The sequence below is a fragment of the Curtobacterium sp. SL109 genome, assembly GCF_026672405.1.
Lineage (GTDB): Bacteria > Actinomycetota > Actinomycetes > Actinomycetales > Microbacteriaceae > Curtobacterium.
This window is the reverse complement of sequence record NZ_JAPPRB010000002.1, coordinates 2,329,193-2,353,824: the sequence shown is the minus strand read 5'-3', so window position 1 is coordinate 2,353,824 and position 24,632 is coordinate 2,329,193. Positions and strand designations below refer to the sequence as shown.

The following is a 24,632-nucleotide window of genomic DNA, read 5'->3' as shown; positions in this document are numbered from 1 at the left end:
CGCCCCGTGCACCGGCGAGTACGGCACCGAGCCTACGGGTCGTGGACGAGGAAGGGTTCCCCGCCAGGGCCTCCCCCGGACGTGGTCCGCACGCGACGATCAGACGGTGGCAGCCCCGACGACGACCGACACCACCCCACCGCCGACCCGGAGCGCCGCGCGGCTGACGCTCGTGCTCGCTTCACTCGGGTTCTTCCTGATCACCCTCGACATCCTGATCGTCAACGTCGCCCTCACCACGATCGGCCGGGAGCTCGGCGGCAGCACCTCCGGGCTGCAGTGGGTCATCGACGCGTACACGCTGCTGTTCGCTTCGCTGCTGCTGTTCGCCGGCAACCTGTCGGACCGCATCGGTGCGAAGCGGGCCATCGGCTGGGGCATCACCGGCTTCCTGCTCGCGTCCGTCGCCTGTGCACTCGCACCGACGCTCGGCGCGCTCATCGCCGCCCGTGCCGTCCAGGGCGCGACGGCCGCGGTGATGCTGCCGGCGTCGATGGCCCTCGTCCGCGAGGCCTTCCCCGACGCCCACGAGCGCGCACACGCACTCGGCCTCTGGGCGGTCGGTGGTGCGGTCGCCGGGGCCGTCGGGCCGGTCCTCGGCGGCGCACTGACCACGCTCGACTGGCGTCTGGTGTTCGCGATCAACCTGCCGGTCTGCGTCGTCATGCTCGCGCTGCTGACCTGGGTAGCCCCGTCACCGCGACGACCGAGCCGGTTCGACCCCGTCGGTCAGGTGCTGGCGCTGGTCACGCTCGTGGGACTCGTCTTCGGGCTCATCGAGGGCGGCGCGGACGGGTTCGGCGCCTGGTACGTGGTGACCGCGCTCGTCGTCGCGGCGGCGGCACTCGTCGGGTTCCTGGTCGTCCAGGCCCGAGGCCGCGCCCCGATGATGCCGCTCGACCTGTTCCGCTCGAGCGGGATGCGGATCGCGCTCGGCGTCGGCTTCGCGTTCATGGTCGGCAACTTCGGCAGCGTGTTCGTCTTGAGCCTCTACCTGCAGCAGCACCTCGAACTGACGCCCCTGGCCGCTGGCCTGGTGTTCCTGCCCTCCGCAGCCTTCAGCATCGTCGGCAACGTCGTCAGCGGCACGCTCGTGAACCGGTTCGGTGCTCGCGTCCCGGTCGTCGCCGGACTCCTGTCGATGGTGCTCGGCCTGGCCGTGATGGTCGTGCTCGCACCGTCCGACTCGGTCGTCGCCGTCGCCGTGTGCACGATCCTGACCGGCGCGGGCGGGGCGGTGGCCATGCCGCCGGCGACCTCCGTCGTGCTCGCCGCCGTCCCGTCGGGACGGGCCGGCACCGCGAGTGCGGTGTTCAACACCTTCCGCCAGGTCGGTGGTGCCGTCGCGATCGCCGTGTTCGGGGCGTTCCTCGCGGACCCGGCACACGTCGTCGCCGGCACCCAGCTCAGCTGCGTCGTCGCCGGTGCCGTCATCCTCGTGGCCGCGCTGGCGGCCACCCGGATCCGGACCAGATGACGGACTGGAGGCTCCCCACCAGCAGATGGGGAGCCTCCCGTCCGTCACCGGGTCGCGATCAGCGGTTGGTCTGCTCTTCGAGGAAGTCCGGGTAGCGTCCGCCCACGATCTCGACGGAGTCGGAGAGCGCCGTCAGTCGGTCGACGTCGGCGGCGGACAGGTCGACGTCCGCAGCACCGATGTTCTCGGTGAGCCGGTGCGGCTTCGTCGTGCCGGGGATCGGGACGATCCACGGCTGCCGGGCCAGGAGCCACGCCAGCGCGACCTGTCCCGGCGTCGCCCCGAGTCCGCCGGCGATGGCCTTCACGCCGTCGACGAGCGCCACGTTCGACGTGAGCGCGTCGCCCCCGAACCGCGGGATGCTGGCGCGCAGGTCGTCGGCACCGAACGTCGCCGACGCGTCGATGGTGCCGGTGAGGAACCCCTTGCCCAGCGGGCTGAACGGCACGAAGCCGATGCCGAGTTCGGCGCACGCGTCGAGGACCCCCTCTTCCGGGCGGCGCCACCACAGCGAGTACTCGCTCTGGATCGCGGTCACCGGCTGCACGGCGTGCGCGCGGCGGATGGTCGTCTCGGCGGCCTCGGACATGCCGTAGCGGAGCACCTTGCCCTCGGCGATGAGGTCGCGGACGACGCCGGCGAACTCCTCGATCGGGTGGTCGGGGTTCACGCGGTGCTGGTAGTAGAGGTCGATGTGGTCCGTCCCGAGGCGCCGGAGGGACCCCTCGGCGGCGGCGCGGACCTCGTCGGGCCGGAGCAGGCGGCCGAGCGGCTCATGCGTGTCGGGGTCGATCGCGTTCGCGAACTTCGTGGCGATCGTCACGCGGTCACGGACCGGCGCGAGCGCTTCGCCGACGAGCTCCTCGTTGCGGTGCGGGCCGTAGGTCTCGGCGTGTCGAAGAGGGTGACGCCCTGGTCGACGGCGCTGCGGATCAGGTCGACCATCGCGGAACGGTCGGGACTGCCGCCGTAGCCGCCGGTCATGGTCATGCAGCCGAGGCCGATCTCGGCCACCTCGAGGTCGGGTCCGAGGGTCCTGGTCGTCATGCGCGTCCTTCTGTCTGATGGGGTTCGGCTGCGGCGTGCAGTGCATCGCGGCGGTCGGTGGCGTCGACGGACCCGAGCAGTCGGAGCGCGTCGGCGGTCGGGGAGCCGGGTTCTGCGGTGTAGACCAGGAAGCTGAGGCTCGGGTCGCTCATCAACCGGGCCCCCTCGAACACGAGGTCGAGCGCACCGACGACCGGGTGGACGAAGTGCTTCTCCCCCGTCGCGTGCCGGCGCACGTCATGCGCGCCCCACTTCGTCCGGAACTCCGGGCTGCGCGTCGAGAGCTCGCCGATGAGGTCCTGCAGGTCCTTGTCGTGCGGGTCGTGCCCGGCGGCGGCGCGGAGGATCGCGACGCTCTGGTCGGCGGCGAGGTCCCAGTCCGGGTAGAACGCGTCCGCCCAGTCGCGGTCGAGGAAGGCCGCGCGGGCGAGGTTCGGGCGTTCCGCCGTCCGGAAGAGGTCCGCGTAGAGGGCCCGTCCGAGCGCGTTGGCACCGAGGACGTCGAGGTGGTCGTTCCGGATGAACGCCGGACCGCCGGTGAAGGTGTCGAGGGTGAGCTGCAGGCTGACGCGGAGCGTCCTCGGCGTGGTCGAGCGTCGTCCGGCGCGGACCGGGGAGGCGTTCGCGGCGCGGGCGAGGTCGAAGAGGTGGTCGCGTTCGGCGTCGTCGAGGAGCAGTGCGCCGGCGATGGCGTGCAGCACGCTGTCGGAGGCCCCGGAGAGGCTGCCGCGCTCGAGCCGGGAGTAGTACTCGACGCTGACGTCGGCGAGCATCGCGACCTCACCGCGACGGAGGCCGGCCACCCGGCGGTTCGGTCCCGTCGGCAGGCCGACCTGTTCCGGGCGGACCCGGGCACGGCGGCTGACCAGGAAGTCCTTCACGTCCTCGCTGTTCGTGCTCATGAGGCGACCCTACGAGTGCGTGTCGAGACGTGGGTGGATGCGGACGGTCGCCGAGGTCGGGCCGTCCTGCAGCATCGGGGGCAGGTACTGGCTGCCCGCGTACTTCGTCTCGTACGCGGCGTCGATCCGGCTGTTCAGGTCCGGTCCGATCGCTTCGAACGTCACCTCGTGGTCGGCTCCGGCGACGGTGATCCTGCCGGCGCCCTGCTCGACGGCCGAGCGGTACCAGCGGGAGCGGCGCCCGTTGTACGCGCGGACGTAGAGGTCGCCGTCGACGACGACCGACCAGATCCAGGTCGGCGTGCCGTACGTCGTGCCGTCGGCGCGGAAGGGACTGACGTGGAGGTCGTCGCTGGCGGCGATCGCAGCGATGGTGTCGGGGGTCCAGTCGGACATGGTGCTCCTGTTCAAGCGGTCGGTGGGTCGGATCCCGTTCGTCAGCGACCGGCGAGGTCCTCGTCGGAGACGTGCTCGAGCCAGGTGGTCGTGGTCGAGGGGTCGTCGGCGTTCTCGAGCATCGCGACGTGCTCCATGAAGGTGCCTTCGGCGGACGCGTGGAAGTGCTCCTCGCCGGGCGAGACGTGCACGGTGTCACCGGGGCGGGCGGTGATCACCGCGCCGTCACGGGTCCCGAAGCGGGCGACGCCCTGCGTGATGCGCAGGAACTGGCCGCGGGCGTGGGAGTGCCATGCGGTGCGAGCACCGGGAGCGAACTTGACGAGGGCGAGCGTGGCGCGCTGGTCGTCGTTCTGCGGGGCGGCGATCAGGTCGACCCAGACGTCACCGGCGAACTGCTCCGGCGGGTTCTTGACGGTCGGTGTCCTCGGCAGGATCTCCTGCGACATGGTGGTCCCCTTCGGTTTCGGTGTCCAGGCGGCGCCTGGGAGTTCGGATCGGGTGCGCCGCGCTGCCCTCCACGCTACGAGCGGGGGCAGCGCCGAGGGATGCCCTGACGGGGCAGCCCTCACCGCTGAATCACTGGTCTTCTGCGGGCGCGGCGGCGTTCACCTGCGCGAGCCCGTTCAGGGCGCGCGGGTAGCCGACGTGCGGCAGGAGGACCGTGAGCACGTCGAGGAGCTGGGCACGGGTGTTGCCGACGTTGCGGTTCGCGGCGACGTGTCCCTTGACCTGGGCGTCGGCACCGCCGAGTGCGACGAGGAGCGCGAACGTGATCAGTTCACGCTGCTGCAGGTCGAACCCGGTGCGCGTGTAGTGGTCGCCGAAGCAGTTGGCGGACAGGAACCGCTGGAACCGGAGTGCGTCGGCCGGAGCGTCGTCGTACATCCCGTCGACGGTCTCCGTCCCGACGATCTGACGCTGCACCGCGATCCCGAGGTCCGTACGGTCCTCCGGTGTCGTGGTCGACTGCCCGGGGAGGGGCAGCGCGACACCGCGTTCCGTGAGGACCTCGTTGGTGATGGCGATGAAGTCGACGACGCGGGCGGCCCCGACGTACGCGACGGCCTGGTAGGCGACCTCCTTCACCTGGACCGGGGTGACACCGTTGTCGAGTGCGGCTCCGAGCAGTCTGCGGAACGGTGCGTGCGCGCCGACGGCGATCGTCGCCGCGAGCTGGTAGGTGAGGCGGTCGGGACGGCTCAGCGCGCTGTCGGCGAGCACCTCACCGAGCGCGAAGTCGGAGTGGTACGCCCAGAACTCCGGGTCGGTCTCGGCCAGCGAGGTGGTCATGTCCGGGAACAGCGTCGCGAGTTCCTGCTGTGCGTCGTCATGGGTGGCCATCGGGGCTCCTGTCGTCCTGGGTGCAGCCGGTGCTCCGACTGCACCCGTTCGACGCTAGGAGCGGGTGTCCTGACGTGGGATCCCCTGACAGGGAACCACTGTCGGGACCGCCGGTCCGTCGCCTTCGTAGCGCGGAAGCGCCCACGCTCCCCCTCGATCCGTCGTGGCTCGCGCCGCGATGCGTTCGGGGATGCGCAGAGCACAGGCGACGGCGAACGCCGCCTGGAGTGCAGCGACGGCGATCCTCGGTCGCGGGAACCCGAAGGCGAGCAGGCGGGGCTTCACGGCCGCCTGGATCTCGTCGACGAAGGGGCGGAGGGTCGAGTCGTACCGCGCGAGTGCGCCGTCCAGGTCATCCGGTGTGGCGTTGACCTCACCGGCGAGGACGTACGCACCGACGAGCCCGCCGGAGATGCCCATGCCGCTGTAGGGCGACGCGCAGTGCGCGGCATCGCCGAGCAGGACGACGCGGCCCGTCGACCAGGTGTCGGTGCGGACCTGCAGGACTTCCTGCGAGTAGAAGAACGGCGCTTCCGCCATGCCGTCGACGAACCGCTGCGTCTGCCATCCGGCATCCCGGAACCGGTCAGCCCAGAACCGCTGCTGGTCCTCGACCGGAGCACGGTGGACCGCGGAGGCCTCGTCCGACGAGTCGCGGAGGATGAAGTACGCCTGCGTCTCGGTCACGTTGTGACTCCGTCGCATGATCTGCCGTCCGCCTGGAGCCGCGTAGGTCTCGCGCACGTCACTGTCGGAAGCGACCCGCGGCACGAACCAGTAGGCCATGTGCAGCCCGGTCCGCCAGTACACGTCCGCGCCCTCGGGGAGGACGTCGCGACGGATCCGGGATCCCTGACCGTCGGCACCGACGAGCAGGTCGAACGTCTCGTCCGAGCCGTCCGAGAAGTGCGCGACGACCTCGTCCTGCGTCTGGTCGAACCCCTCGACGGTCAGCCCGAAGCGGTACTCGACGTCCTCCTTCGTGGCGTCATGGAGGATGCGGACGAGGTCGCCGCGCATGATCTCGTACTCCGAGGTGAGCGTCTGCTTCCCCTGACCGGAGGTGTTCGCCATGATCGCGCCGAGCCGTCGTCCCGACCGGCTCACGAATGCGACACCGGGCTCGGCGACGAGGTGCGCCCGGACCTCGTCCAACAGGCCCATCGCCGTGATCGCCTCGATGCCCTGCCCGCGCAGGTCCACCTGCGCACCCGTTGCCCGGAGGGCCGGGTACCGCTCCGCCACCGTGACGCGGTGACCGGCTCGTGCCAGCCAGAACGCGAGCGCCGGACCGGCGACTCCCCCACCGGCGACGAGCACCTTCAACGACTTCTCCTGCTTCGCGACCATGGTGCATCTCCCGCTTTCCCTATCAGTGATAGTGGGAGGGTGCGCCTATCAGCGATAGTCTGTCAAGCATGGCGAAGATCGATCGGGCTGTGGCAGTCCGGGAAGCACTGGCGTTGCTCGACGAGGTGGGCCTCGACGGCGTGAGCACCCGGGCGGTGGCGCGACGGCTCGGCGTGGAGCAGCCGTCCCTGTACTGGCACTTCAAGAACAAGCAGGAGCTGTTGGCCGCGATGGCCGCGGCCGCGCTCGAGCCGCAGGACGCGCTCCCGTTGCCGCAGACGGGCGACGACTGGAGGTCGTGGTTCCTGGAGAACTACCGGAGCTTCCGCAGCGCCCTCCTGGCGCATCGCGACGGGGCGCGCCTCCACGCTGGGTCGGTCCCCGACGGCGCGTCCCGGGAACGGCTCCTGCAGAAGTTCGCGTTCCTCGTCGACGCCGGTGTGCCCCAGTCACATGCGATCGCTGGGATGCTCGCGGCGAGCCGGTTCACCGTCGGGAGCGCGCTCGAGCAGCAGGCCGACCCGGACGCCGACGAGGCCGCGGCCCCGACACCAGGCGAGCACCTCGCCGTCCCCACGCACGAACAGGCCTTCGAGGCGGGCTTGCTGATGCTGCTGACCGGCCTCGAGAGCGGGAGCGGGAGCGGGAGGGATCAGAGGTGACGTGTGGCGCTGTGGCCATGACGGACTGGAGGCTCGGTGCCAGCTGGCACCGAGCCTCCAGTCCGTCCCGTGCCCCGGCAAGTCAGGTCAGCGCTCAAGGCGCCACCCCCTGATCAGTGCGCAACGACCTCGTCGTCGTTCGCTGCCGGAGCGGCGTCGGACGTGCGACGGGTCGCTGCCCACGACTCCAGGAGTCGCAGCGCTTGCTCCGTCTCGGAGGCCGGCTCAGCGGTGTAGATGCAGAGGTTCAGCCGCCGGTCGATGCTGAGGTCGGCCGTCTCGTACGTGAGACTCAGATCGCCGACGGCCGGGTGGTGGAAGGTCTTGACGCCCTCGGCGTGGTTGCGCACGTCGTGTCGGCCCCATCGGGAGCGGAAGTCGTCGCTGACGGTGGAGAGCTCCCCGACGAGGTCGTGCAGGTCTCGGTCATGCGGGTCGCGCCCGGCTTCCGTGCGGAGGATCGCGACGGCGACGTCGGCGGCGCCGTCCCAGTCCGGGTAGAACTGCTCGGCGCGAGCACGGTCGAGGAACGTGAACCTCGCGAAGTTCGGGAGCTCGCCGGCTCGTGGCTGCACCTCCGAGTAGAGCGCCCACCCGAGGCTGTTCGCGGCGACGAGGTCCATCCGACCGTTCCGGACGATCGTCGGCGCGTGGACGATCGCGTCGAGCGTCCGTTGCAGTCCCGGTCGCACCGCGGCAGTCCGCTGTCGACGGGCCGGCCGTCGCGGGGTGGTCCCGGCAGCGCGAGCGAGGTTGAACAGGTGCTCGCGCTCGGCCTCGTCCAGCTGCAGTGCCCGGGCGATCGACGAGAGGACCGGTTCGGAGACGCCGACCAGGTCGCCGCGTTCGATGCGCGCGTAGTACTCCGAGCTCATGTCGGCAAGGAGCGCCACCTCAGACCGGCGCAGGCCGGGCACCCGGCGGTTCGGACCGCTCGGGAGCCCCACCAGGTCGGGCGTGACGCGGGCGCGCCGGGAGGAGAGGAACGCCGATGCCTCCTGCTTGCTGTCCATGCCCCGACGCTACGTCAGGACACCCTCGTCTGGCGTGCCTCGTCAGGGCACGCTCCAGCGCTTCCGCACCGTCCGCGCTCGGGGCATCGTTGCAGTCCAGCCACGAGGAAGGACCTGCATGACCACCACCGGATCCGTCCCGGTCGTCGCACGACGGCCGGCTCCGGCAGACACCCGTTTCCCGTTGCCCGCACTGGTCGTCCTCGCGGCGACGGGGTTCGTCCTGATCGGAGCGGAGACGATGCCGGCAGGTCTGCTCCCGCAGATCGCGGACGGCCTGTCCACCTCAGAGGGAACCGTCGGTCTGCTCGTCAGTGCGTACGCACTCGGCACGGTGGTCGTGACGATCCCTGCCATCACCCTCACCCGAGGGATCGATCGCAAACCCCTCCTGCTCGCCGGTGTCGCGGGGCTGCTCGTCGCGAACACGATCACGGCGTTCTCCGACTCGGTGACGCTGTCGCTGATCACCCGGTTCCTCGCCGGTGCGTTCTCCGGAGTGCTGTGGGGCATGCTCGCCACCTACGGACGACGGATCAGCCCACCGGCATCGGCCGGCCGGTCGCTGGCGATCGTGTCGACGGGAGCGCCGGTCGGGATCGCATTCGGCACACCGCTCGGCTCCTGGCTCGGGACCACGTTCGACTGGCGCTGGTCGTTCGGCGGACTCAGCATCATCACCGCCGTGGTGTTCGTGCTCGTCGTGCTGCTCGTGCCGAACGTCCCCGGCCAGGCGGCGGAACAGCGGAAGCCCCTCGGGCAGGTCGTCCGCATCCCGGGTGTCGGGATGGTCCTCGCCGTGATCGCCGTGTGGATGCTCGGACACAGCACCGCCTACACGTACATCGCGCCGTTCCTGCGGGCGGCGGGCCCAGGTGTGGGTGTGGACCTCGTCCTCGTCGTCTTCGGTCTCGCCTCGATCGCCGGCATCGCCGTCACCGGCGCGCTGCTGGACCGGTTCCCGCAGCTGCTCCTGCACGGCACGGTGCTCGTCTTCACGGTCGCCGGCGTGCTGCTCCTGGTCGGCAACGGCTCCACGCTGCTCGTCGTCGTCGCCGTCGCTCTGTGGGGCATCGCGTTCGGCGGCGCCCCGGCGCAGCTGCAGTCCGCTCTGACGATCGCGGGCGGTGCTGACGCCGACGTCGCGAACTCGTTCCTCCCCGTCGCGTTCAACATCGCGATCTTCGGCGCCGGCATCCTCGGCGCCGGTGTCCTGGCTGCCGGCGGAGGCCTCGCGCCCATGGTGGTCATGGTGGTGCTCGGCCTGGCAGCGCTCGCGCTCACCGTCGTCGGTCGCCGCACCGCGTTCCGCCCGGCGTCCTGACCGCGCCGGCCCCGCCCTGCCCCGCGGTTACAGTGCGTCGTCCGCTGTCAGCGCCGTCCTGGCAGCCGGAGGTCCCGCGCGGTGAAACCGCCTCGGGTTGGGAGTGCCGCCTGGATGTGCTCCTCGTCGAACCGGCCCTTCGGCGCGAGGTCGTCCGGGAGCTCGCCGGCCGGCTGTGTCGCCTCCGTGACGCCCTCGGCGAGCATCCGCACCTGCGCCTTGGCGACGAGCGGCACGTGCATCGTCCACTCGGTGACCTGGGCGAGCACCCGGTGTGCCCAGACGGGCGCGGGGAACACCCGCACCGGACGACCGACCACGCTGGCGACGCGGCGGACCGCCTCGCTGAGCAGCAGCGCCTCACCACCGCGGACCGCGACCGTTCGGCGGGACAGTCGCCCTTCCAGTGCGCCGACCAGCACGTCCACGAGTTCGGCGACCGGGATCGGACTGATCGTCTTCTCGCGGAGACCGACGGACGCGAACACCGGCACGGTCTGCACGGTGTGGCTGAGGTGGTCGACGAGGTGGTCACCGTGGCCGTAGATCATCCCGGCCTTGAGGACGGTGTAGTCGAGCCCGGAGGAACGGACCATCTCCTCCGCGGCCCACTTCGTCTCGTGGTACGGGGATCCGGTACCGGGCCGGGCCCGCAGGAAGCTCAGGAGGACGACGCGCTGGGCACCTGCTCGACGCGCTGCCTCGAGCACGGCGGCGGTCCCCCGGACGTGCACTCGCTCGAACGTCTGGTCACCGATCTCGCGGTTGATGCCCGCGCAGTGCGCCACGGTGTCGACACCCGCGAAGGCCTTGGTGAGCGCGTCGACGTCGTCGATCTCGACCCCGGTCCGACGGGACACGACCACGACGTCCTCGGGTGCGTACCGCTCTGCCAGATGGCGTCCGACGAAGCCGGTCCCGCCCGTGATCGCCACTCGCATGTGTCGTGCTCCCCCCGGGACGCCGCGCGTCCCTGATCCAGACCCTAGAGGGTTCTCGATTGCGCCCGCCCCTGGCCACGAGTCCCGTCGCAGCGATCCACTCGGCTTCATCACGCCCTGGTTGCGTTCCGCGACGTCGACTGGTCGAGAACGTCCGTGTGTGTCAGCGTGGTCGCCTTCTCCATCTGGCAGATCGTCCGAGCCGCGCGTTCATCGGAGCAGGTCGAGGTCCCACGCCTCGGCGAGACCACGCCCGAGGCATGAGCTGGAGAACGTCGGCCGCCGGATCGTCGCGTTCGTCGCACGCGCCGATCAGTCTCCGGACGGCGAGTCCACCGTCAAGCGACCGTGATCGACGTCGAGCACCGCCGCTGTTCCGAGCGGCACGGTGACCAGGTCCTCGATGTGCCCCAGGGGAAGCCCGCCGAGCACCGGCACGCCGAGCGCATCGAAGTGGTCGCGGAGGGTGTCGACGATGGTCCAGCCGCGGTCCTCGTAGCCGGCGAACTGATCGATGCTGCCGAGTGCGACACCCACGACACCGTCGAGCGCTCCAGAGTACCGGAGCTGTGTCAGCGCCCGATCGACCATCCCCAGTCCAGCCGCCCGGTTGATCTCGAGGAGGAGGATCCCGCCCGCCACGTCGAAGTCCACCACGCCGACCGACCGTGCCAGCATCTCGAGGTTCCCACCGAACAGCCGCCCCTCCACGCTCCCACTCGTCGTGAGCTCAGCCGACAGCGCGCCGCGATCGGCTTCGACGACCGTGTCCGCGTCCTCCATGAGCAGTCGCCGGACGTGGTCACCATGGGCGCCGGCGATCGCACCGTGCAGCGTCGGGACGCCGGCAGCGTTCCACACCTGGTGCAGAGCCGTGATGTCGCTGTACCCGACGAGCATCTTCGGGTCGGCGCGGAGCGCATCAACGTCGACGTCTGGTACGAGGCGGAAGCTGCCGCACCCGCCGACGGAGGCGATGACGGCGCGGATCTCCGGATCCCGGATGGCTTGGTTCAGGTCGGCTGCGCGGTCCGCGTCGCTGCCCGCGAGGTAGCCTCGACGGTCGAGCGTGTGTGGCGCGATGACCGCATGGAGACCCCATGACTCGACCTGCCGAGCAATCCAGGCCGGCACGGACTCCTCCGGCCACGACGCAGGCGAGACGATCGCGACCATGTCGCCGTTGACCAAGGTGCGCGGTTCCAGCCTCGTTGCTTCCATGCTCCGGGACCCTACCGACCGGAACGGGGTGTCGATCGACCATGGGTCACCGGGGTCTTCTCGTGTCAGGCAGGACTCCCGCTACGGTCGTCCCGTGAACCGAGAAGTGCTGGTGGTCGACTGTGCCGGTGTCGCCGACGTCCCCGCTGCTCAGGGCCTGATCGACGGCGCGAGGCAGTGGCTGCGCTCGCGCGGGATCGACCAGTGGCAGGACGCGGTGCCGGACGCCGTTCTGCGCCGCGACGCAGAGCGGGGAGACCTCTTCGTCGTCCGTCAGGACGGGATGATCGTGGCGATGGTCACCCTGTCCGACTCGGACTCCGAGACGTGGGGCGTGGACAGCAGTCCCGCTGTGTACGTGCATCGGCTGGCCGTGGCACAGACGCACCGTGGCGGCCGCCTCGGGCAACGACTGCTGGCGTGGGTGGGGGCGAGGGCTGCCGAGCGCGGAGCGGCCTCCGTGCGGCTCGACTGTGCGACGGACAACCCCGACCTGCGGCGCTTCTACGAACAGCAGGGGTTCCGGCACGTCCGTGACGTGACGGTGACCTCGCTCGATGGCGGGCGGAAGCTCGCTTCCAGCCTGTACGAACGCGAGCTGGGCCTGGGACCCTGGGGAGCATGACACTCCTCGGTGACCGCGTCGCGCTCGAGCCGATCTCACCAGCGCTGGCGCACCGCATCATCGCGCGTGACGAGCGTCCCGACGACGCCTGGCATCCCGACTACCCGTTCGTCGACGAACTGGACCCCCTCCGGTCTCTCGCTGCTGAGACCGCAGCGGAACAGGACTTCACCATGTACCTCGTGCGGCGTCGCTCAGATGGCCTCGCCGTCGGCGGCTTCGGGTTCTTCGGTCCGCCGGACGCCACCGGGACCGTCGAGTTCGGGTACGGCCTGGTCCCCGCAGCCCGAGGAGCGGGACTCGCGAGCGACGCCGTGCACCTGGGGCTCCAGCACGCCGCCGAGTGCGGTGCGCGGATCGCACTGGCTGACACGGACCTGGGGAACGTCGCCTCCCAACGTGTCCTGGAGAAGAACGGGCTCACCGAGATCCAGCGCAACCAGACCCACGTGTTCGACCGTCGCGCACTCGCTGCCGCGTAGGCGATCACCGGGCAGGTCGTATCGTGACGGCATGCGCCGACGCCACGACCCGTCCGTGGACCGATGGGCGCCGCTGTCCGTGGCGCACGTGCGAGAGGTCATCGCCGGGAGCCCCGCGTGGCTCTCGGGCGGGTTCGGCATCGACGTCGTCCTCGGGTACACGTCACGTGCGCACGGCGACATCGACGTCAGCATCGTCGATGCGGACTTCCCCGCCTTCGCCGCGACACTCCCCCGGTGGATGCAGCTCTTCGCCGCGCATTCCGGGCACCTCGCACCGATCGACGACGCCGTCGACACCGAGCCGCTGGACAACATCTGGTGTCGTGACGAGCGATCCGGGCTCTGGTGCCTGCAGGTCAACCGAGAGACCGGCAACAGCGACACCTGGCTCTACCGCCGCCACCCCACGGTCCGACGCACGTGGTCCGTGGCCGTCCTCGACGTCGAGGGGTTGCGGGTCGTGGCGCCCGAGGTGCAACTGCTCTGGAAGTCGGCGGACCCGTCCGCGAAGGACGAGTCGGACCGAGCAGCGGTGACGCCGTTGCTGGACGACGAGGCGCGTCAGTGGCTCCACGAAGCGATCGCGCGGGCGCACCCCGCATCAGCATGGGCGGACGTGTTCCGGTGAGGGCGTGGCAGCCAGCCGGCCGCCCTGATCCGGAACCCACGACGGACGGGAGGCTCGGTGCCAGCTGGCACCGGGCCTCCCGTCCGTCATGTCGTCGCGGTCATGACCCGACGACTACCGCTTGAGGTTCGTCAGCTCCTGCAGCACCTCGTCGGAGGTGGTGATGATGCGGGCGTTCGCCTGGAAGCCGCGCTGCGCGACGATCAGGTTCGTGAACTCCTGCGACAGGTCCACGTTCGACATCTCGAGCGTGCCCGACGCCAGCGATCCGATGCCCGCGGAGCCCGGGGTGCCGACGTTCGCCTGGCCCGAGTTGGCGGTGGTGCGGTAGCCGGACGCACCGGTCTTCTCGAGGCCGGCGGGGTTCGCGAAGGTCGCGAGGGCGATGCGGCCGATGGCGAGCGACGAGCCGTTGGAGAAGCTGCCGACGACGGTGCCGTCCTTCGAGATCGAGTAGCCCTGCAGCGACCCGGCCTCGTGGCCGTTCTGCGACGAGATCGACGCGGTGTTGAGCGTCGCGAAGCCGGAGAGCTGCGTCATGTCGACGGTGATGCCGCCGACCGCGATGGTGCCGCCGGAGGCGATGGTGCCGTCGGCCTTGAAGGTCATGTCGGCGGTCTTCGAGGTGCCCTGGCCGTTGCTGGCCGTGACGGTCCAGCCCGTGGTGGTGCGCTGGTACGCGAGGGACATCGTGTGCTTGGTGCCGTACTGGTCGTACACGGTGGCGTCGCGGTTCAGCGTCTGGCCGACGGCGGTGTCGGACGGCAGGTTGCCCGTGACCGTCGCCGAGCTGGTGGCCGTGGCGGGGGCCGCCGCGTCGATCGGCAGGGTGATGTCGGTGAGCGCGCCGCCGTCGTTGACGACCCCGTTGGTGGCCGGGTAGCCCTGGACGATCTTGCCGTCCGAGCTGACCAGACGGCCGTTCGCGTCGAAGTCGAACGCGCCGGCGCGGCTGTAGACGGTGTCGTTGCCGAGGCGGGTGACGAAGAACCCGTCGCCGGAGATCATCAGGTCGGTCGCCTTGCCGGTGGCCTGCGCCGAGCCCTGCGCGAAGTTGGTGGAGACGCCGGCGACCTGCACGCCGAGGCCGATCTGGGCGGGGTTCGTGCCGCCGATCCCGGTCTGCGGTCCCCCGGCGCCCTGGGTCATCTGCGACAGGGTGTCCTGGAAGACGGTCGACGATGCCTTGAAGCCGACGGTGTTCACGTTGGCGATGTTGTTGCCCGTGACGTCGAGCATCTCCTGGTGCGAGCGGAGGCCGGAGATCCCGGAGTAGAGCGAGCGGAGCATGGTGTGTCCCTTTCAGGGCGAGGAAGAAGAGTGGAGAGCAGGGGGAGGTGGATCAGGAGGCGGTCTTGATACCGGAGATCACGTCGAGATCGACCTCCTTCCCGTTCACGGTCACGGTCGGGACGCTCTTGGCGTACGAGACCGCTGATGCGGTCCCGGTGATCGAGGCCCCTGACACGGCGTCCGTGTAGCTGACCTGCTTGCCCACGAGGTTCGCCGCGGCGATCCGCATCTGCAACGAGAAGTTCTCGTTCCCCGTGGTGGTCTGGTTGGTGACCTGTTCCATCATCGCGAGCTGCGTCTGCTGGCTGATCATCTGGTTGGTGTCCATCGGCGACGACGGGTCCTGGTTCCGCAGCTGCGTGACGAGCAGCTTCATGAACACCTCGGAGTCCATCGTCTGGGACGTCTTCGAGCCGCTGTTCGCAGCGAGTGCGGCGGCCTGCGCGGCCTGGTCCACACTCCCGGTGATCCCGTCGATCGGCATGGTGTCTGTTCCTTGTCGTCAGGCCTCAGGCGAGGACGTCGAGTCCCGCGGTGCGGACGGTGGTGGGTGTGGGACGCAGGGTGCGTGCGGTGGTGGGGCGAGCCTCCCGGTCGTCGTCGGCTCCGGTCCCACCGGCTGCCGGACGTCCGTCGCGACCGGCGGAGTCGCCGGCCGGTCGGTCCGGGTGGTTCTGCGACGACAGGTCGAGGGTCGTCGCGACCCCGCTGCCGGCGGCGTCGCGGCGCAGGTCCGGCAGGACCTGGCGGACCGCGTCGCGCCCGGCGTCCGAGGCGGCGAACAGCTCGACGTGCATCCCGTGCACGCCGACGGCTGCCCGGACCGTGACCGGGCCGAGCGAGTCGGGGACCAGGTGGACGGTGACGACGTGCTCACCGGTGCCGGCCTGCGCGAGCGTGAACAGCGGTCGGGCGAGCTGCTGAGCGAGCGGTGCGGGCGCGGGGGCGGTCGTCGCGGCCGGTGCCGTGGCCGTCTCCGGCGCGGCGGGTGCGGTCGTCGGGAGGGCGAAGGCCACCTCCGGCGCGCGGCCGGTCGGTCCAGCCGGGAGGCCCTGGTCGGCCTGCGCGCGCTGGCCCACCTCGGCACGGTGACCGGGCTCGGTCGTCGTGGTCGCGACGATCGCGACGGCGGCGGCGGCTGGCGTGGTGGCGGTGACCGGGGTGGCGGGCATGGCGGGCGGCGTCGGGGCAGCCTGTACGAGCGGCGCGGCAGCAGCAGTCGGTGTGGCGGCGTCCGGGGCCGGGGCGGTCGGCGCGGCTGCGGCGCCCGTCGTGCCGGTCGGCGACGGTGCTGCCGCGCCCGACGGGTCGGTCGGCCCCGCCGCGGAGGTCGCACCGGTCGTCGTGGTGCTCGCAGCCGAGGCGCTCGTCGGCGTCGTGCTCGCCGCCGTCGTGCTCGTCGCCGGGTCCGCCGTCGTCGTGCTCGTCGCCGTCGGGCTCGTCGTGCTCGTGCTCGTCGCGGTCGGGCCAGCCGTCGTCGTGCCCGCGGTGGTCGTGCCCGCGGTCGTCGTGCTCGTCGTCACGGTGCCGGTCGTCGGCGCGTCGGTCGTCGTCGCGCCGGTCGTCGTCGTGCTCGTCGTCGGTGCCGCGAGGGTCGCGGCGGCCACGAGCACGGCCGAGGACACCGGCGCGGGGGTGCCTGCGGCCGAGGCCGTCGCACCAGCCGCATCGGCCGTCGTGCTGCCCGCTGCGCCGGTCACCGCGGCGGACGAGGCCCGTGCCGCGCGGCCGAAGTCGACCCCGGCGACCCGAGCCATCTCGCTCAGCGCGAGTCTCGGGGCCGTTGCGGCCGCGCCCGCCGCGCCGGCCGCAGCATCCGCGGCCGAGTCTCGCGCTCCCGGACCGGACTCGGCCCCCGCGTCACGAGGACCGTCCGCCTGGGCGAGACTCGGCTCCGTGGCCGGCGCGGTCGCGGCGTCAGCCGTCGCAGCGGCGTCGGCGGCGGCAGCGGCGTCACGGCGCTCGTCGTGCCCGGCGTCGGTCCGGGGGCGGTCGCGGCGTGCGCCGTGGTCGCTGCCGACGGCGCGCATGGCGGCGTCGAAGCCGGTGCTCGTGCCGGCTGCGGCAGGGGTGCTCGATCCGCTCCGGGCGGGGGTCGCCGGCGCGCTCGGTGCGATGGTCATGCTCATGCGGCGGCCTTCCCGGTCTGCAGCAGCGACATCAGCGCGGCGGTCTGCAGGTCGGTGCCACCGGCTGTCGGCGTGGCGGAGACGGCCTGGGCTGCCTTCGTCGCGGCGGCGTCCTGCGCGGACGGCACGATGCGACGGATGGTCGCGATGTCGCTGTCCTTGTACCAGTTGTCGACGATGCGGACGTCCTTGCCGGGGTGCGGTGCGTGCAGCACCTTGCCGTCGCCGACGTAGATGACGACGTGGCCCTTGCCCTTGGGGATGATGAGGTCTCCTGGCTGCGCGTTCGCGAGCGACCCGACCTCGGTGCCCATCTTCGCCTGGTCCGGGACGACCCGGGGCATCGTCACGCCGAGGTCCTTGAAGACGGTCTGCACGAGTCCGGAGCAGTCCATGCCGGCGGTCGTGGTGCCGCCGAACACGTACGGCACACCGAGGTACTTCTTCGCGTCGGCGACGACGTCGTCCCCGGTGGCACCGCTGCCCGTCGCGACGGTCCCGGCGCCGGCGTCCACGGAGGTCGCCGGGGCAGCGGGAGCCACCGCGGCAGCAGCCGCCGCCCCGGTCGTCGTCCCGGTGCCCGTCGAGCCGTTCGCGCCGGCGAGGGCCGAGGCGAACGCGGTCGACGAGTCCGCCGTCGACCCGGGGGCCGCCGACGTCCGGGTGGCGCCCCCGTTCTGCAGGGTGTCGATCTGGGAGCGGATCTCGGAGATCCGGCTCAGCACGGCGTCGAGGCTCATCGAGCACCACCTTCCACGCGGCCACGTGCCGCGATCTCGTCGAGCACGGTCTGTTCCGTGCGGAGTTCCTCGGCCGCCACGCGGGTGCCGTGCTGCTCCTCGAGCTTCTCCAGCCCGAGTGCCGACCGGCGTGCGGTGTTGTAGTCGTCCTGCGCCCGGTCGGCGTCGACGCGGCGGTTCTGCACCACGGCGTCGAGCTCCTGGAGCATCCCGCGGGTCGCGGCCCGGGCAGCGGCCACGGCGCTCAGGGTCGCGGCGTCCTGGATCGGCATCGCGACGCCGGTGTCCTCGAGCGTGCGACGGGCGGCGATGCGGGCGTCGGCGGCCTCGCGGACGCGGTCGTTCGCGGCCGCAAGGGACGCTGCGGCACGGTCCTGTTCGGCGTGCCGGAGGCGCAGGAGCCCGGCCAACGGGAAGCGGCGGTTCACCGGACGCCCCCGAGCTGCCGGACCAGGCCGCCGAGGCGCTGCCAGGAGTCGGCGGACGTGACACGCTCGTCCATCCCCTGGCGCAGGAACGCGTCGATCGCGTCCTGGTGGTCCACGGCGGCGTCGACGAGCGGGTTCGACCCGCGCTGGTACGCGCCGACGTCGAGCAGGTCCTGCGCCGCCTTCCGTGCGGCCATCACCTTCCGGAGCGCCGTCGCCGCGGACCGCTCCTCGGGGGACGTGACCTTCGACGCCACGCGGGAGATCGACCCGAGGGCGTCGACGGACGGGAAGTGCCCGGTCACGGCGAGCTTGCGGTCGAGCACGACGTGCCCGTCGAGGATGCTGCGCGCGGAGTCGGCGATCGGCTCGTTGTGGTCGTCGCCGTCCACGAGCACCGTGTACAGGCCCGTGATGCTCCCGACGCGGTCGGTGCCGGCGCGCTCGAGCAGCCCGGCGAGGACCGAGAACGTCGACGGCGGGTAGCCCCGCGTGGCCGGCGGCTCCCCCACGGACAGGCCGATCTCCCGCTGCGCCATCGCGACGCGGGTGAGCGAGTCCATCATCAGCACGACGTCCTGCCCGGCGTCACGGAACGACTCCGCGATCCGGGTCGCGACGAACGCGGCACGCAGGCGCATCAGCGCCGGCTCGTCCGAGGTGGACACGACGACGATCGAGCGCGCCAGGCCCTCGGCGCCGAGGTCGTCCTCGAGGAACTCGCGCACCTCGCGGCCACGCTCCCCGACCAGGGCGATCACGTTGACGGCGGCGTCGCTCCCCCGCGCGATCATCGACAGCAGCGAGGACTTGCCGACGCCGGACCCGGCGAACAGGCCCATGCGCTGCCCGCGGCCGACGGTCGTCAGGGTGTCGAGCACCCGGACGCCGAGCTGCATCGGGGTGTCGATGCGGGTGCGGGCCATGGCGTTCGGGGTGGCGTGGTCGAGCTCGACCCAGTCGTCGGCGTCCAGCGGACCGCGGTCGTCGATCGGACGACCCAGCCCGTCGAGCACCCGGCCGAAGAGCCCGCGGCCGGTCGGTACCAGCACCGGACGACCCGTGGGCCGTGCCGGGGTGCCGGCGGTGATCCCGGTCAGGCGCCCGAGCGGCATGCAGCGGACCCCGGTGACGTCGGTGGCGACGACCTCGACGGCGGTCTGCGGTCCGTCCTCGTGGCCGACGAGCACGACCTCGCCGATGCGGGCGTCGAGGCCGGCGACCGTCAGGCCGAGGCCGACCGCGCTCGTGACGACGCCGACCCGCTGCGGTGCGGCGAGGGCGACGGCCGCGTCGAGGGCGCGGGGACGGAGGAGCGTCGCGGTCACGCGGACACCCCCAGTGCGTCCTTCGCGCGGTCGAGCGCGACACCGATGCGGGCGTCGAGCACGCCGTCGGGCAGGTCGACGACGGCGTCGCCGTCGTCGAGCATGACGTCGGCGCGCACGGCGACCGGCAGGTCGAGGGCGGCGACCGCGGCAGCGTCGGCCGGGCTGAGCCGGACGGCGATCGCGACGGTGTGGTCGACCAGGGCGAGGGCGCGGCGGACGGTGGCCTCCGCGCCGGAGTCGGGACGAGCCTCCAGGCCGTCGGCTGTGCCACCCACCGGACGGGAGGCGCGGATCGCGTACCCGACGGCGGCGTCGGCGAGCTCCATGGCCGCGTCGACGACCGACTGCTCGGCGGACTCCAGGACCGGCACGGTGCGCGCGAGGAGCGCGTCGGTGGCGGCGACCAGCGCCGCGACCCGACGGGCCGTCTCGGCCTCCAGGGCGGCGGACCGGGCGGCGTGCTCGGCGTCGAGCCGGGCACGGAGCGCCTCGGTCTCTGCGTGCGCGACACGGAGCCCGGCGGCGTACCCGGCGGCGTGGCCACGGACCTCGGCGCTGGCGACCCGGTTCGCGAACCCGGCGTCGGCGACGACGGGGAACGCCAGGCGTTCGAAGGTGTCAGTCAACGAGCTCGTCCTCCTCGGCGCGGTGCACCGTGATGACGCCCTGCGCCTCGAGCTCGCGCACGGAGCGGACGACCTCGGCACGCGCTTCCTCGACCTGCGAGACGCGGACCGGGCCCATCGACTGCAGTTCGTCGTCGAGCAGCTGGCGGTTGCGCTCGGACACGTTCGCGCGGATGGTCTCGGTGACCGGGCCCGCCGCGCCCTTCATGGCGGTCGCGAGGATCTTCGAGTCGATGCCGCGCAGGACCTGCTGGATGTCGCGGGACTCGAGCTTGACGATGTCCTCGAACGTGAGCATGCGGGAGCGGATGTCCTCGGCGAGCTCGGGGTCGCGGGCCTCGAGGCCGTCGAGCACGGCCTTCTCGGTGGCGACGTCGGAGCGGTTGATGATGTCGACGAGCGGCTGGATGCCCCCGACGACCTCGACGCTCTCGCGCGGCGACACGACGGCCCCGGCACGCTGGCGGAGCACGCCGGCGACGATCCCGACGGACTCGGGGGTGGCGGAGCCCATGGTGGCGAACGCCTGCGCGACGTCGGTGCGGGCGCGGTCGTCGACCCCGGCGAGCACGGCGCTGGCCTGCGCGGGCTTGAGGTGGGCGAGCACGAGCGCGATCGTCTGCGGCAGCTCGCCCTCGAGCAGGGACACGACCTGCCCGGGTTCGGCGTCGTCGAGGAAGTCGAACGACTGGCCGGCCAGGTTCGACGCGAGCCGGTCCATCACGCCGGCGGCGCGCTCGGAGCCGAACGAGGCCTCGAGCAGGCCCATCGCGGCGTCCTTGCCACCGCGGCGCTGGCGACGACCGCTCTGGGTCATCCGGTGGAACTCGCTGAGGGTCTGGTCGACGACGGTGTCCTCGACGCGGCGCATCCGGACGATCTCGGCGGAGATCTCCTCGGCCTCGAGCTCGGAGAACTGCTTCATCACCTCGGCGGCGCGGTCGGTCTCCATCTGCATGAGGATCAGCGCGACCTTCTGCGCGCCGCTCAGGGAGCGGTCGCCGGCCTTGACGGCGGGGCCGTTCACACCGGGCTCCGGTCGTCGAGCAGCCCGCGGAGCAGGTCGGCGGTGCGCTTCGGGTCACGCTCGGCCAGGGCGGAGATGTCCTGGCGGCGGCGCTCGGCCGTGACCTCGTCGGTGGTGAGGATCTCGGTCGGGGCGTCGTCGTGCGGCAGCGTCGGCAGCGCGACCGTGGCCGGGTCGCTCCCGGCCAGCAGCCCGGCTCGGGCGTCGGCGGCGTCGACGGCCATCGGCAGTTCGAACGCGGTGCCGAAGGCGTCGAGCTCGCCGACGTCGACGGTCTCGCGCTCCTGTCGGCGGCCGCGGCGGACCAACACGATCATCAGCGTGATGAGGGCGAGGGCGATGCCGACCACGATGCCGGCGGTGCGGATCGCGGACCAGAGGGCCTCCTGCTGGTCCGACTCCTGCTGGGCCTTGAGCGCCTTGGCGGCGTCGTCGGCGGCGCTGGTGTCGAAGTCCATCATCGCGACCTTCACCTGGTCACCGCGGGCGGTGTCGGTGCCGGCGGCGGCGGACACCAGGTCGTTGATGCTCTGCAGGTTCGCGCTCTGCACCGACGGGGCCTTGCTGTTCAGGGCGACCGAGACCGTCTGGCGGTCCACGGCACCGGCCGGGATCTGCGTCGTCTCGGTGGTGTGGTCGACGGCGTTGTTCTTCGTCGCCGACTCGTTCTTGTAGCCGTCGTCACCGGTCGAGGACCCGCTGGCGGCCGTGCCGTTCGGCACCGCGATGTTGTCCGGGCCGAGGACGCCCGTCGCGCCCTTGCCACCGGCGCCGGTGCCGGCGCCGTACTGCTCGGTGGTGGACGACTCGTTCAGCGCGACCGGGCCGGTCGTCGGCGTCGTGTACGACTCCGACGTGCGGGTGCCCGTGTTCTGGTTCATCGTCGCGGAGACGACCACGCTGGCGTTCCCGACGCCGAGCGTGGTGTCGAGCAGGTCCTGGATCTTCTTGCTCGTCGCGGCGTCGTAGTCGGCGGCCTGGTCGCTGCCGGAGCCGGTCGCGCCGGTGCCGACCGCGGAGAGGGTCTGGCCCTTCTGGTCGACGACGGAGACGTCCGTGGTCTGCATGCCCTCGACGGCGGCGCTGGTCAGGTGCACGATCGCCTGGACCTGGTCGGTGGAGAGCTCGGTGCCGTTCTTCGTGGCGATGAACACCGACGCCGTCGGGTCCTTCTCCTCGGACACGAACACCGACTTCTTCGGGATCGCGAGCTGCACGGTGGCGGTCTGCACGCCGTCCATCGCGGAGATCGTCTTGGCGAGCTCGCCCTCGATCGCGCGCTTGTACGTGACGTCCTGCTGGAACTCCGAGCTGGTCACGCCCATCGTGTCGAGCAGCGAGTAGCCGCCCTCGTTCGACGACGGCAGCCCGTTCGACGCGGCCTTGAGCCGCTCCGTGTACACCTTCGACTGCGGGACGAGGATCGTCGCGCCGCCGTCGGTGAGCTGGAACGGGACGCCGTCGGTGGTGAGCTGGTCGGTGACCGAGCTCGCGTCCGCCGCGGCCAGGCCGGTGAACAGCGGCGCGTAGGACGGCTTGCCGAGCCACGATGCCAGCGCGAAGCCACCGAGCACGAGCGCGGCGACACCGATGATCGCGATGGTGCGCTGGGCGGCGGTGAAGCCCTTGACGTAGCCGCCGAGGCGACCGAACAGGTTCTGCAGTGCAGCGGGCATCAGGCCTGCATCCTCATGATCTCGTTGAAGGCGTCGACGCCCTTGTTGCGGACCGCGGCGACGAGCTCGAGCGTGACCTGTGCGCGGGTGGACGCAATGGTGGCGTCGTGGATGTCGTCGAGGTTGCCGGTGACCGCCTTGAGCGCGAGCGTCTTGGAGTCGCTCTGCAGCTGCTGCAGGCCGTCGACCGCGTTGCCGAGGGACGCGGCGAAGCCGCTGCCCCCGGTGCCCTCGGTGCCGGAGGTGGCCGAGGTGCCGATGTCGCTGCTCGTCCCGGAGACCGAGGTGAGCGCGTTCGTCATGGCGTTCGTGGTGACGCCGTTCACGCCGTCGATGGGCATCAGTTCTTCCCGATCTGCAGTGCCGCCTCGTAGGCGGTCTTGGCACGGTCGACCACGGCGGCGTTCGCCTGGTAGCCGCGCTGGGCCATGATGAGGTCCGCCATCTGCGTACCGAGGTCGATGTCCGGCATGCGGACGTACCCCTCGGCGTTCGCGAGCGGGTTGTCCGGGTCGTACGTGACACGGCCGGCGGCGCTGCCGAACGCGGCGCCCTTGACGTAGGCGCCGGACACGCCGTTGCCCTCCTGCACCTCGACGTAGCGGGCCTGGAAGGCGGTGTCGTCCATGGACTTGACCGTGTTGACGTTCGCGATGTTGTCGGAGATCGCGTCGAGCCACTTGCGGTGCACGGTGAGGCCGGTGCTCGCGATCCCGATCGCGTCGAACGTGGTCACGAGTTCGTCCGCATCGCCGCACGGACGCTGGTGAGCTCGGAGTTCATCGCCTGCGTGGCGAACTGGTACCGGAGCACGGTGTCGATGTTCGACAGCGTCTCCTCGTCCAGGTTGACGTTGTTGCCGTTCGTGTTCGTCGGCTCGAGGCTCCGCGCGATGGTCGGCGTCGTCGAGCCCTTGCCGTCGACGATGGACTTCGCGAGCGCGTCCTCGAACTGCACCTTCTCGGCGTGGTAGTTCGTGGTGTTGATGTTCGCGATGTTGTTCGCGATCACGCGCTGGCGCATCGACAGGCCGTCGAGCGCGCTCTGCAGCGCTGCCGACGTGACGGAATCGAACACAGGGGTCCCCCTCGGACGCGGCGCCGTCACCGGTGGTGACGTCGCCGTGCGGTGGTGGCCGATCCCTGGCCGGTTGTCGAGCGATCCGTGCTCGTGTGGCGCTATCGGAACCCGTCGTGAGGGTCGTTAGCGCTCGCCCCGAACGGGGGCCGGGTGTGGCTCAGGCCGAGGCGTCGAGGTACACCGAGCGCTGCGGCGCACGGGTCGCGTCGACCTGGCGGAGCGCACCGAGGTGCTCAAGCGCCTGCCGGCGGTCCCGGTCGAGGGTCGCCATCCGGTCCCGCTGCGCGGCGAGCAGCCGGGAGGCTCGACCCGCCAGTCCGCGCGGCATCGGACCCAGCCCGGTCGGCTCGCGCCACGGGGCCGGGTCGTCGTCGACCGTCGCCTGTTCCAGGGACGTGAGGACGGCCTCCCAGGCGGTGACGCGGTCGGCGTTGACGGTCTCGTCAGGCGACACCGAGTGCTCCGCCCGCGTGCGCGCCGACGACGGTCGGGGCGGTCGGCATCGCGGCGGCCGCGTCGTGCCAGGCCTGACGCAGGGGCTCGAGGATGCGGACGCAGTCGCGCGTGGCCTGCACGTCGCGGTGCACGTTCGCGGTGATGAGCGAGGTCGAGGCGTAGTTGTAGATCGCGAGCAGGCCCTCGCCGCCGTCCCACGCGTCGATGCGCAGGGTCGAGGACAGCTCCCCGACGATGGCCTGGGCGTGCAGGAGCTGGTCGCGGGCGGCGTCCCAGTCGGACCCGACCTGGGCGGCCTCGGCGCGGTGCAGGTCGAGCAGCAGGCGGTCGTAGAGCATCGTGACGAGCTGCGCGGGCGTCGCGGAGAGCACCGACTCGTTCGTGTACTGGGCTCTGCGGCGCTGCGTCTGGTTCGTGTACATGGGGGTCTC

28 protein-coding genes and 1 pseudogene are annotated in these 24,632 nt (G+C 71.6%); 6 read left to right on the top strand and 23 right to left on the bottom strand.

What is annotated here, in order from left to right; translation table 11 throughout:
• Positions 1–106 precede the first annotated feature (106 nt).
• Positions 107–1,477 (top strand): MFS transporter, encoded by a 1,371-nt coding sequence (locus tag OVA28_RS12670; protein ID WP_268097207.1) that lies wholly within the window; start codon positions 107–109, stop codon positions 1,475–1,477.
• A 58-nt stretch (positions 1,478–1,535) separates the two neighbouring features.
• Here OVA28_RS12670 and OVA28_RS12665 read toward each other — a convergent pair.
• The 6 genes and pseudogenes from OVA28_RS12665 to OVA28_RS12640 form a co-directional block, all read right to left on the bottom strand.
• Positions 1,536–2,524: pseudogene (locus tag OVA28_RS12665) on the bottom strand (aldo/keto reductase).
• A complete protein-coding gene (locus OVA28_RS12660; RefSeq protein WP_268097206.1) occupies positions 2,521–3,426 on the bottom strand; it encodes a helix-turn-helix transcriptional regulator in 906 nt (301 codons plus the stop codon). Before OVA28_RS12660 ends, OVA28_RS12665 begins: the two are co-directional and overlap by 4 nt.
• Positions 3,427–3,435: 9 nt before the next feature.
• Positions 3,436–3,822, bottom strand: a complete 387-nt coding sequence (locus OVA28_RS12655; protein ID WP_268097205.1) for a DUF2255 family protein — start codon at positions 3,820–3,822, stop codon at positions 3,436–3,438.
• A gap of 41 nt (positions 3,823–3,863) precedes the next feature.
• Positions 3,864–4,271, bottom strand: coding sequence for a cupin domain-containing protein (locus OVA28_RS12650; protein ID WP_268097204.1), 408 nt, complete (start codon positions 4,269–4,271; stop codon positions 3,864–3,866).
• 130 nt (positions 4,272–4,401) lie between these two features.
• Entirely contained in the window at positions 4,402–5,166 is a 765-nt protein-coding gene (locus OVA28_RS12645) for a carboxymuconolactone decarboxylase family protein (protein ID WP_268097203.1), read from the bottom strand.
• A 54-nt stretch (positions 5,167–5,220) separates the two neighbouring features.
• Entirely contained in the window at positions 5,221–6,516 is a 1,296-nt protein-coding gene (locus OVA28_RS12640; RefSeq protein WP_268097202.1) for an FAD-dependent monooxygenase, read from the bottom strand.
• A gap of 68 nt (positions 6,517–6,584) precedes the next feature.
• On the opposite strand from OVA28_RS12640, the gene OVA28_RS12635 reads away from it, so the two are divergent.
• A complete protein-coding gene (locus OVA28_RS12635) occupies positions 6,585–7,178 on the top strand; it encodes a TetR/AcrR family transcriptional regulator C-terminal domain-containing protein (protein ID WP_194661011.1) in 594 nt (197 codons plus the stop codon).
• Positions 7,179–7,291: 113 nt separating this feature from the next.
• Here the strand turns inward: OVA28_RS12635 and OVA28_RS12630 are convergent, their stop codons facing one another.
• Positions 7,292–8,191, bottom strand: a complete 900-nt coding sequence (locus tag OVA28_RS12630; RefSeq protein ID WP_268097201.1) for a helix-turn-helix transcriptional regulator — start codon at positions 8,189–8,191, stop codon at positions 7,292–7,294.
• Positions 8,192–8,309: 118 nt separating this feature from the next.
• Between OVA28_RS12630 and OVA28_RS12625 the strand changes: the two genes are divergently transcribed.
• On the top strand, positions 8,310–9,515 hold the full coding sequence (locus tag OVA28_RS12625; protein WP_268097200.1) for an MFS transporter: 1,206 nt from the start codon (positions 8,310–8,312) through the stop codon (positions 9,513–9,515).
• 47 nt (positions 9,516–9,562) lie between these two features.
• Here OVA28_RS12625 and OVA28_RS12620 read toward each other — a convergent pair whose 3' ends face one another.
• On the bottom strand, positions 9,563–10,456 hold the full coding sequence (locus tag OVA28_RS12620; protein ID WP_268097199.1) for an NAD-dependent epimerase/dehydratase family protein: 894 nt from the start codon (positions 10,454–10,456) through the stop codon (positions 9,563–9,565).
• 312 nt (positions 10,457–10,768) lie between these two features.
• On the bottom strand, positions 10,769–11,677 hold the full coding sequence (locus OVA28_RS12615) for a S66 peptidase family protein (RefSeq protein WP_268097198.1): 909 nt from the start codon (positions 11,675–11,677) through the stop codon (positions 10,769–10,771).
• Positions 11,678–11,771: 94 nt separating this feature from the next.
• Here OVA28_RS12615 and OVA28_RS12610 point away from each other — a divergent pair, with 94 nt between their 5' ends.
• Genes OVA28_RS12610 through OVA28_RS12600 form a run of 3 tightly spaced genes read left to right on the top strand, consistent with a single transcriptional unit; the run spans position 11,772 to position 13,415 of the window.
• Positions 11,772–12,302 carry a GNAT family N-acetyltransferase gene (locus tag OVA28_RS12610; protein WP_268097197.1) on the top strand — a complete coding sequence of 177 codons (531 nt, stop codon included), beginning with the start codon at positions 11,772–11,774 and terminating at the stop codon, positions 12,300–12,302.
• The gene (locus OVA28_RS12605; RefSeq protein ID WP_268097196.1) at positions 12,299–12,784 is read left to right on the top strand and encodes a GNAT family N-acetyltransferase; all 486 of its coding nucleotides are present in this window, start codon (positions 12,299–12,301) and stop codon (positions 12,782–12,784) included. The genes OVA28_RS12610 and OVA28_RS12605 overlap by 4 nt, the downstream gene beginning before the upstream one ends.
• Before the next feature lie 31 nt (positions 12,785–12,815).
• A complete protein-coding gene (locus OVA28_RS12600) occupies positions 12,816–13,415 on the top strand; it encodes a nucleotidyltransferase domain-containing protein (RefSeq protein ID WP_268097195.1) in 600 nt (199 codons plus the stop codon).
• Between the two features lie 114 nt (positions 13,416–13,529).
• On the opposite strand, the gene OVA28_RS12595 is transcribed toward OVA28_RS12600, so the two are convergent.
• The 14 genes from OVA28_RS12595 to fliS all read right to left on the bottom strand — a co-directional run bounded on the left by OVA28_RS12595 (position 13,530) and on the right by fliS (position 24,623).
• Positions 13,530–14,705 carry a flagellar hook protein FlgE gene (locus OVA28_RS12595; protein WP_194661016.1) on the bottom strand — a complete coding sequence of 392 codons (1,176 nt, stop codon included), beginning with the start codon at positions 14,703–14,705 and terminating at the stop codon, positions 13,530–13,532.
• A 52-nt stretch (positions 14,706–14,757) separates the two neighbouring features.
• Positions 14,758–15,192: a flagellar hook assembly protein FlgD gene (locus OVA28_RS12590; RefSeq protein ID WP_194661017.1), complete on the bottom strand. Its 435-nt coding sequence runs from the start codon at positions 15,190–15,192 to the stop codon at positions 14,758–14,760.
• Between the two features lie 25 nt (positions 15,193–15,217).
• Positions 15,218–16,837 (bottom strand): flagellar hook-length control protein FliK, encoded by a 1,620-nt coding sequence (locus OVA28_RS12585; RefSeq protein WP_268097194.1) that lies wholly within the window; start codon positions 16,835–16,837, stop codon positions 15,218–15,220.
• Positions 16,834–17,577, bottom strand: a complete 744-nt coding sequence (locus OVA28_RS12580) for a C40 family peptidase (protein WP_268097193.1) — start codon at positions 17,575–17,577, stop codon at positions 16,834–16,836. Before OVA28_RS12580 ends, OVA28_RS12585 begins: the two co-directional genes overlap by 4 nt.
• Positions 17,574–18,005, bottom strand: a complete 432-nt coding sequence (locus OVA28_RS12575) for a flagellar FliJ family protein (RefSeq protein WP_268097192.1) — start codon at positions 18,003–18,005, stop codon at positions 17,574–17,576. The genes OVA28_RS12580 and OVA28_RS12575 overlap by 4 nt, the downstream gene beginning before the upstream one ends.
• The gene (locus OVA28_RS12570; protein WP_194661021.1) at positions 18,002–19,333 is read right to left on the bottom strand and encodes a FliI/YscN family ATPase; all 1,332 of its coding nucleotides are present in this window, start codon (positions 19,331–19,333) and stop codon (positions 18,002–18,004) included. Before OVA28_RS12570 ends, OVA28_RS12575 begins: the two co-directional genes overlap by 4 nt.
• Positions 19,330–19,962, bottom strand: coding sequence for a hypothetical protein (locus tag OVA28_RS12565; protein WP_268097191.1), 633 nt, complete (start codon positions 19,960–19,962; stop codon positions 19,330–19,332). The genes OVA28_RS12570 and OVA28_RS12565 overlap by 4 nt, the downstream gene beginning before the upstream one ends.
• Positions 19,955–20,989 carry a flagellar motor switch protein FliG gene (gene fliG / locus OVA28_RS12560; protein WP_194661023.1) on the bottom strand — a complete coding sequence of 345 codons (1,035 nt, stop codon included), beginning with the start codon at positions 20,987–20,989 and terminating at the stop codon, positions 19,955–19,957. Before fliG ends, OVA28_RS12565 begins: the two co-directional genes overlap by 8 nt.
• Positions 20,986–22,665: a flagellar basal-body MS-ring/collar protein FliF gene (gene fliF, locus OVA28_RS12555; protein ID WP_194661024.1), complete on the bottom strand. Its 1,680-nt coding sequence runs from the start codon at positions 22,663–22,665 to the stop codon at positions 20,986–20,988. The genes fliG and fliF overlap by 4 nt, the downstream gene beginning before the upstream one ends.
• The gene (gene fliE, locus OVA28_RS12550) at positions 22,665–23,006 is read right to left on the bottom strand and encodes a flagellar hook-basal body complex protein FliE (RefSeq protein WP_111073323.1); all 342 of its coding nucleotides are present in this window, start codon (positions 23,004–23,006) and stop codon (positions 22,665–22,667) included. Before fliE ends, fliF begins: the two co-directional genes overlap by 1 nt.
• Positions 23,006–23,401, bottom strand: coding sequence for a flagellar basal body rod protein FlgC (locus OVA28_RS12545; protein WP_194625857.1), 396 nt, complete (start codon positions 23,399–23,401; stop codon positions 23,006–23,008). Before OVA28_RS12545 ends, fliE begins: the two co-directional genes overlap by 1 nt.
• Positions 23,398–23,742 (bottom strand): flagellar basal body protein, encoded by a 345-nt coding sequence (locus OVA28_RS12540; RefSeq protein ID WP_194661025.1) that lies wholly within the window; start codon positions 23,740–23,742, stop codon positions 23,398–23,400. The genes OVA28_RS12545 and OVA28_RS12540 overlap by 4 nt, the downstream gene beginning before the upstream one ends.
• Positions 23,743–23,902: 160 nt before the next feature.
• Entirely contained in the window at positions 23,903–24,199 is a 297-nt protein-coding gene (locus OVA28_RS12535; RefSeq protein WP_268097190.1) for a hypothetical protein, read from the bottom strand.
• Positions 24,189–24,623: a flagellar export chaperone FliS gene (gene fliS, locus OVA28_RS12530; protein ID WP_268097189.1), complete on the bottom strand. Its 435-nt coding sequence runs from the start codon at positions 24,621–24,623 to the stop codon at positions 24,189–24,191. The genes OVA28_RS12535 and fliS overlap by 11 nt, the downstream gene beginning before the upstream one ends.
• Positions 24,624–24,632: the final 9 nt, after the last annotated feature.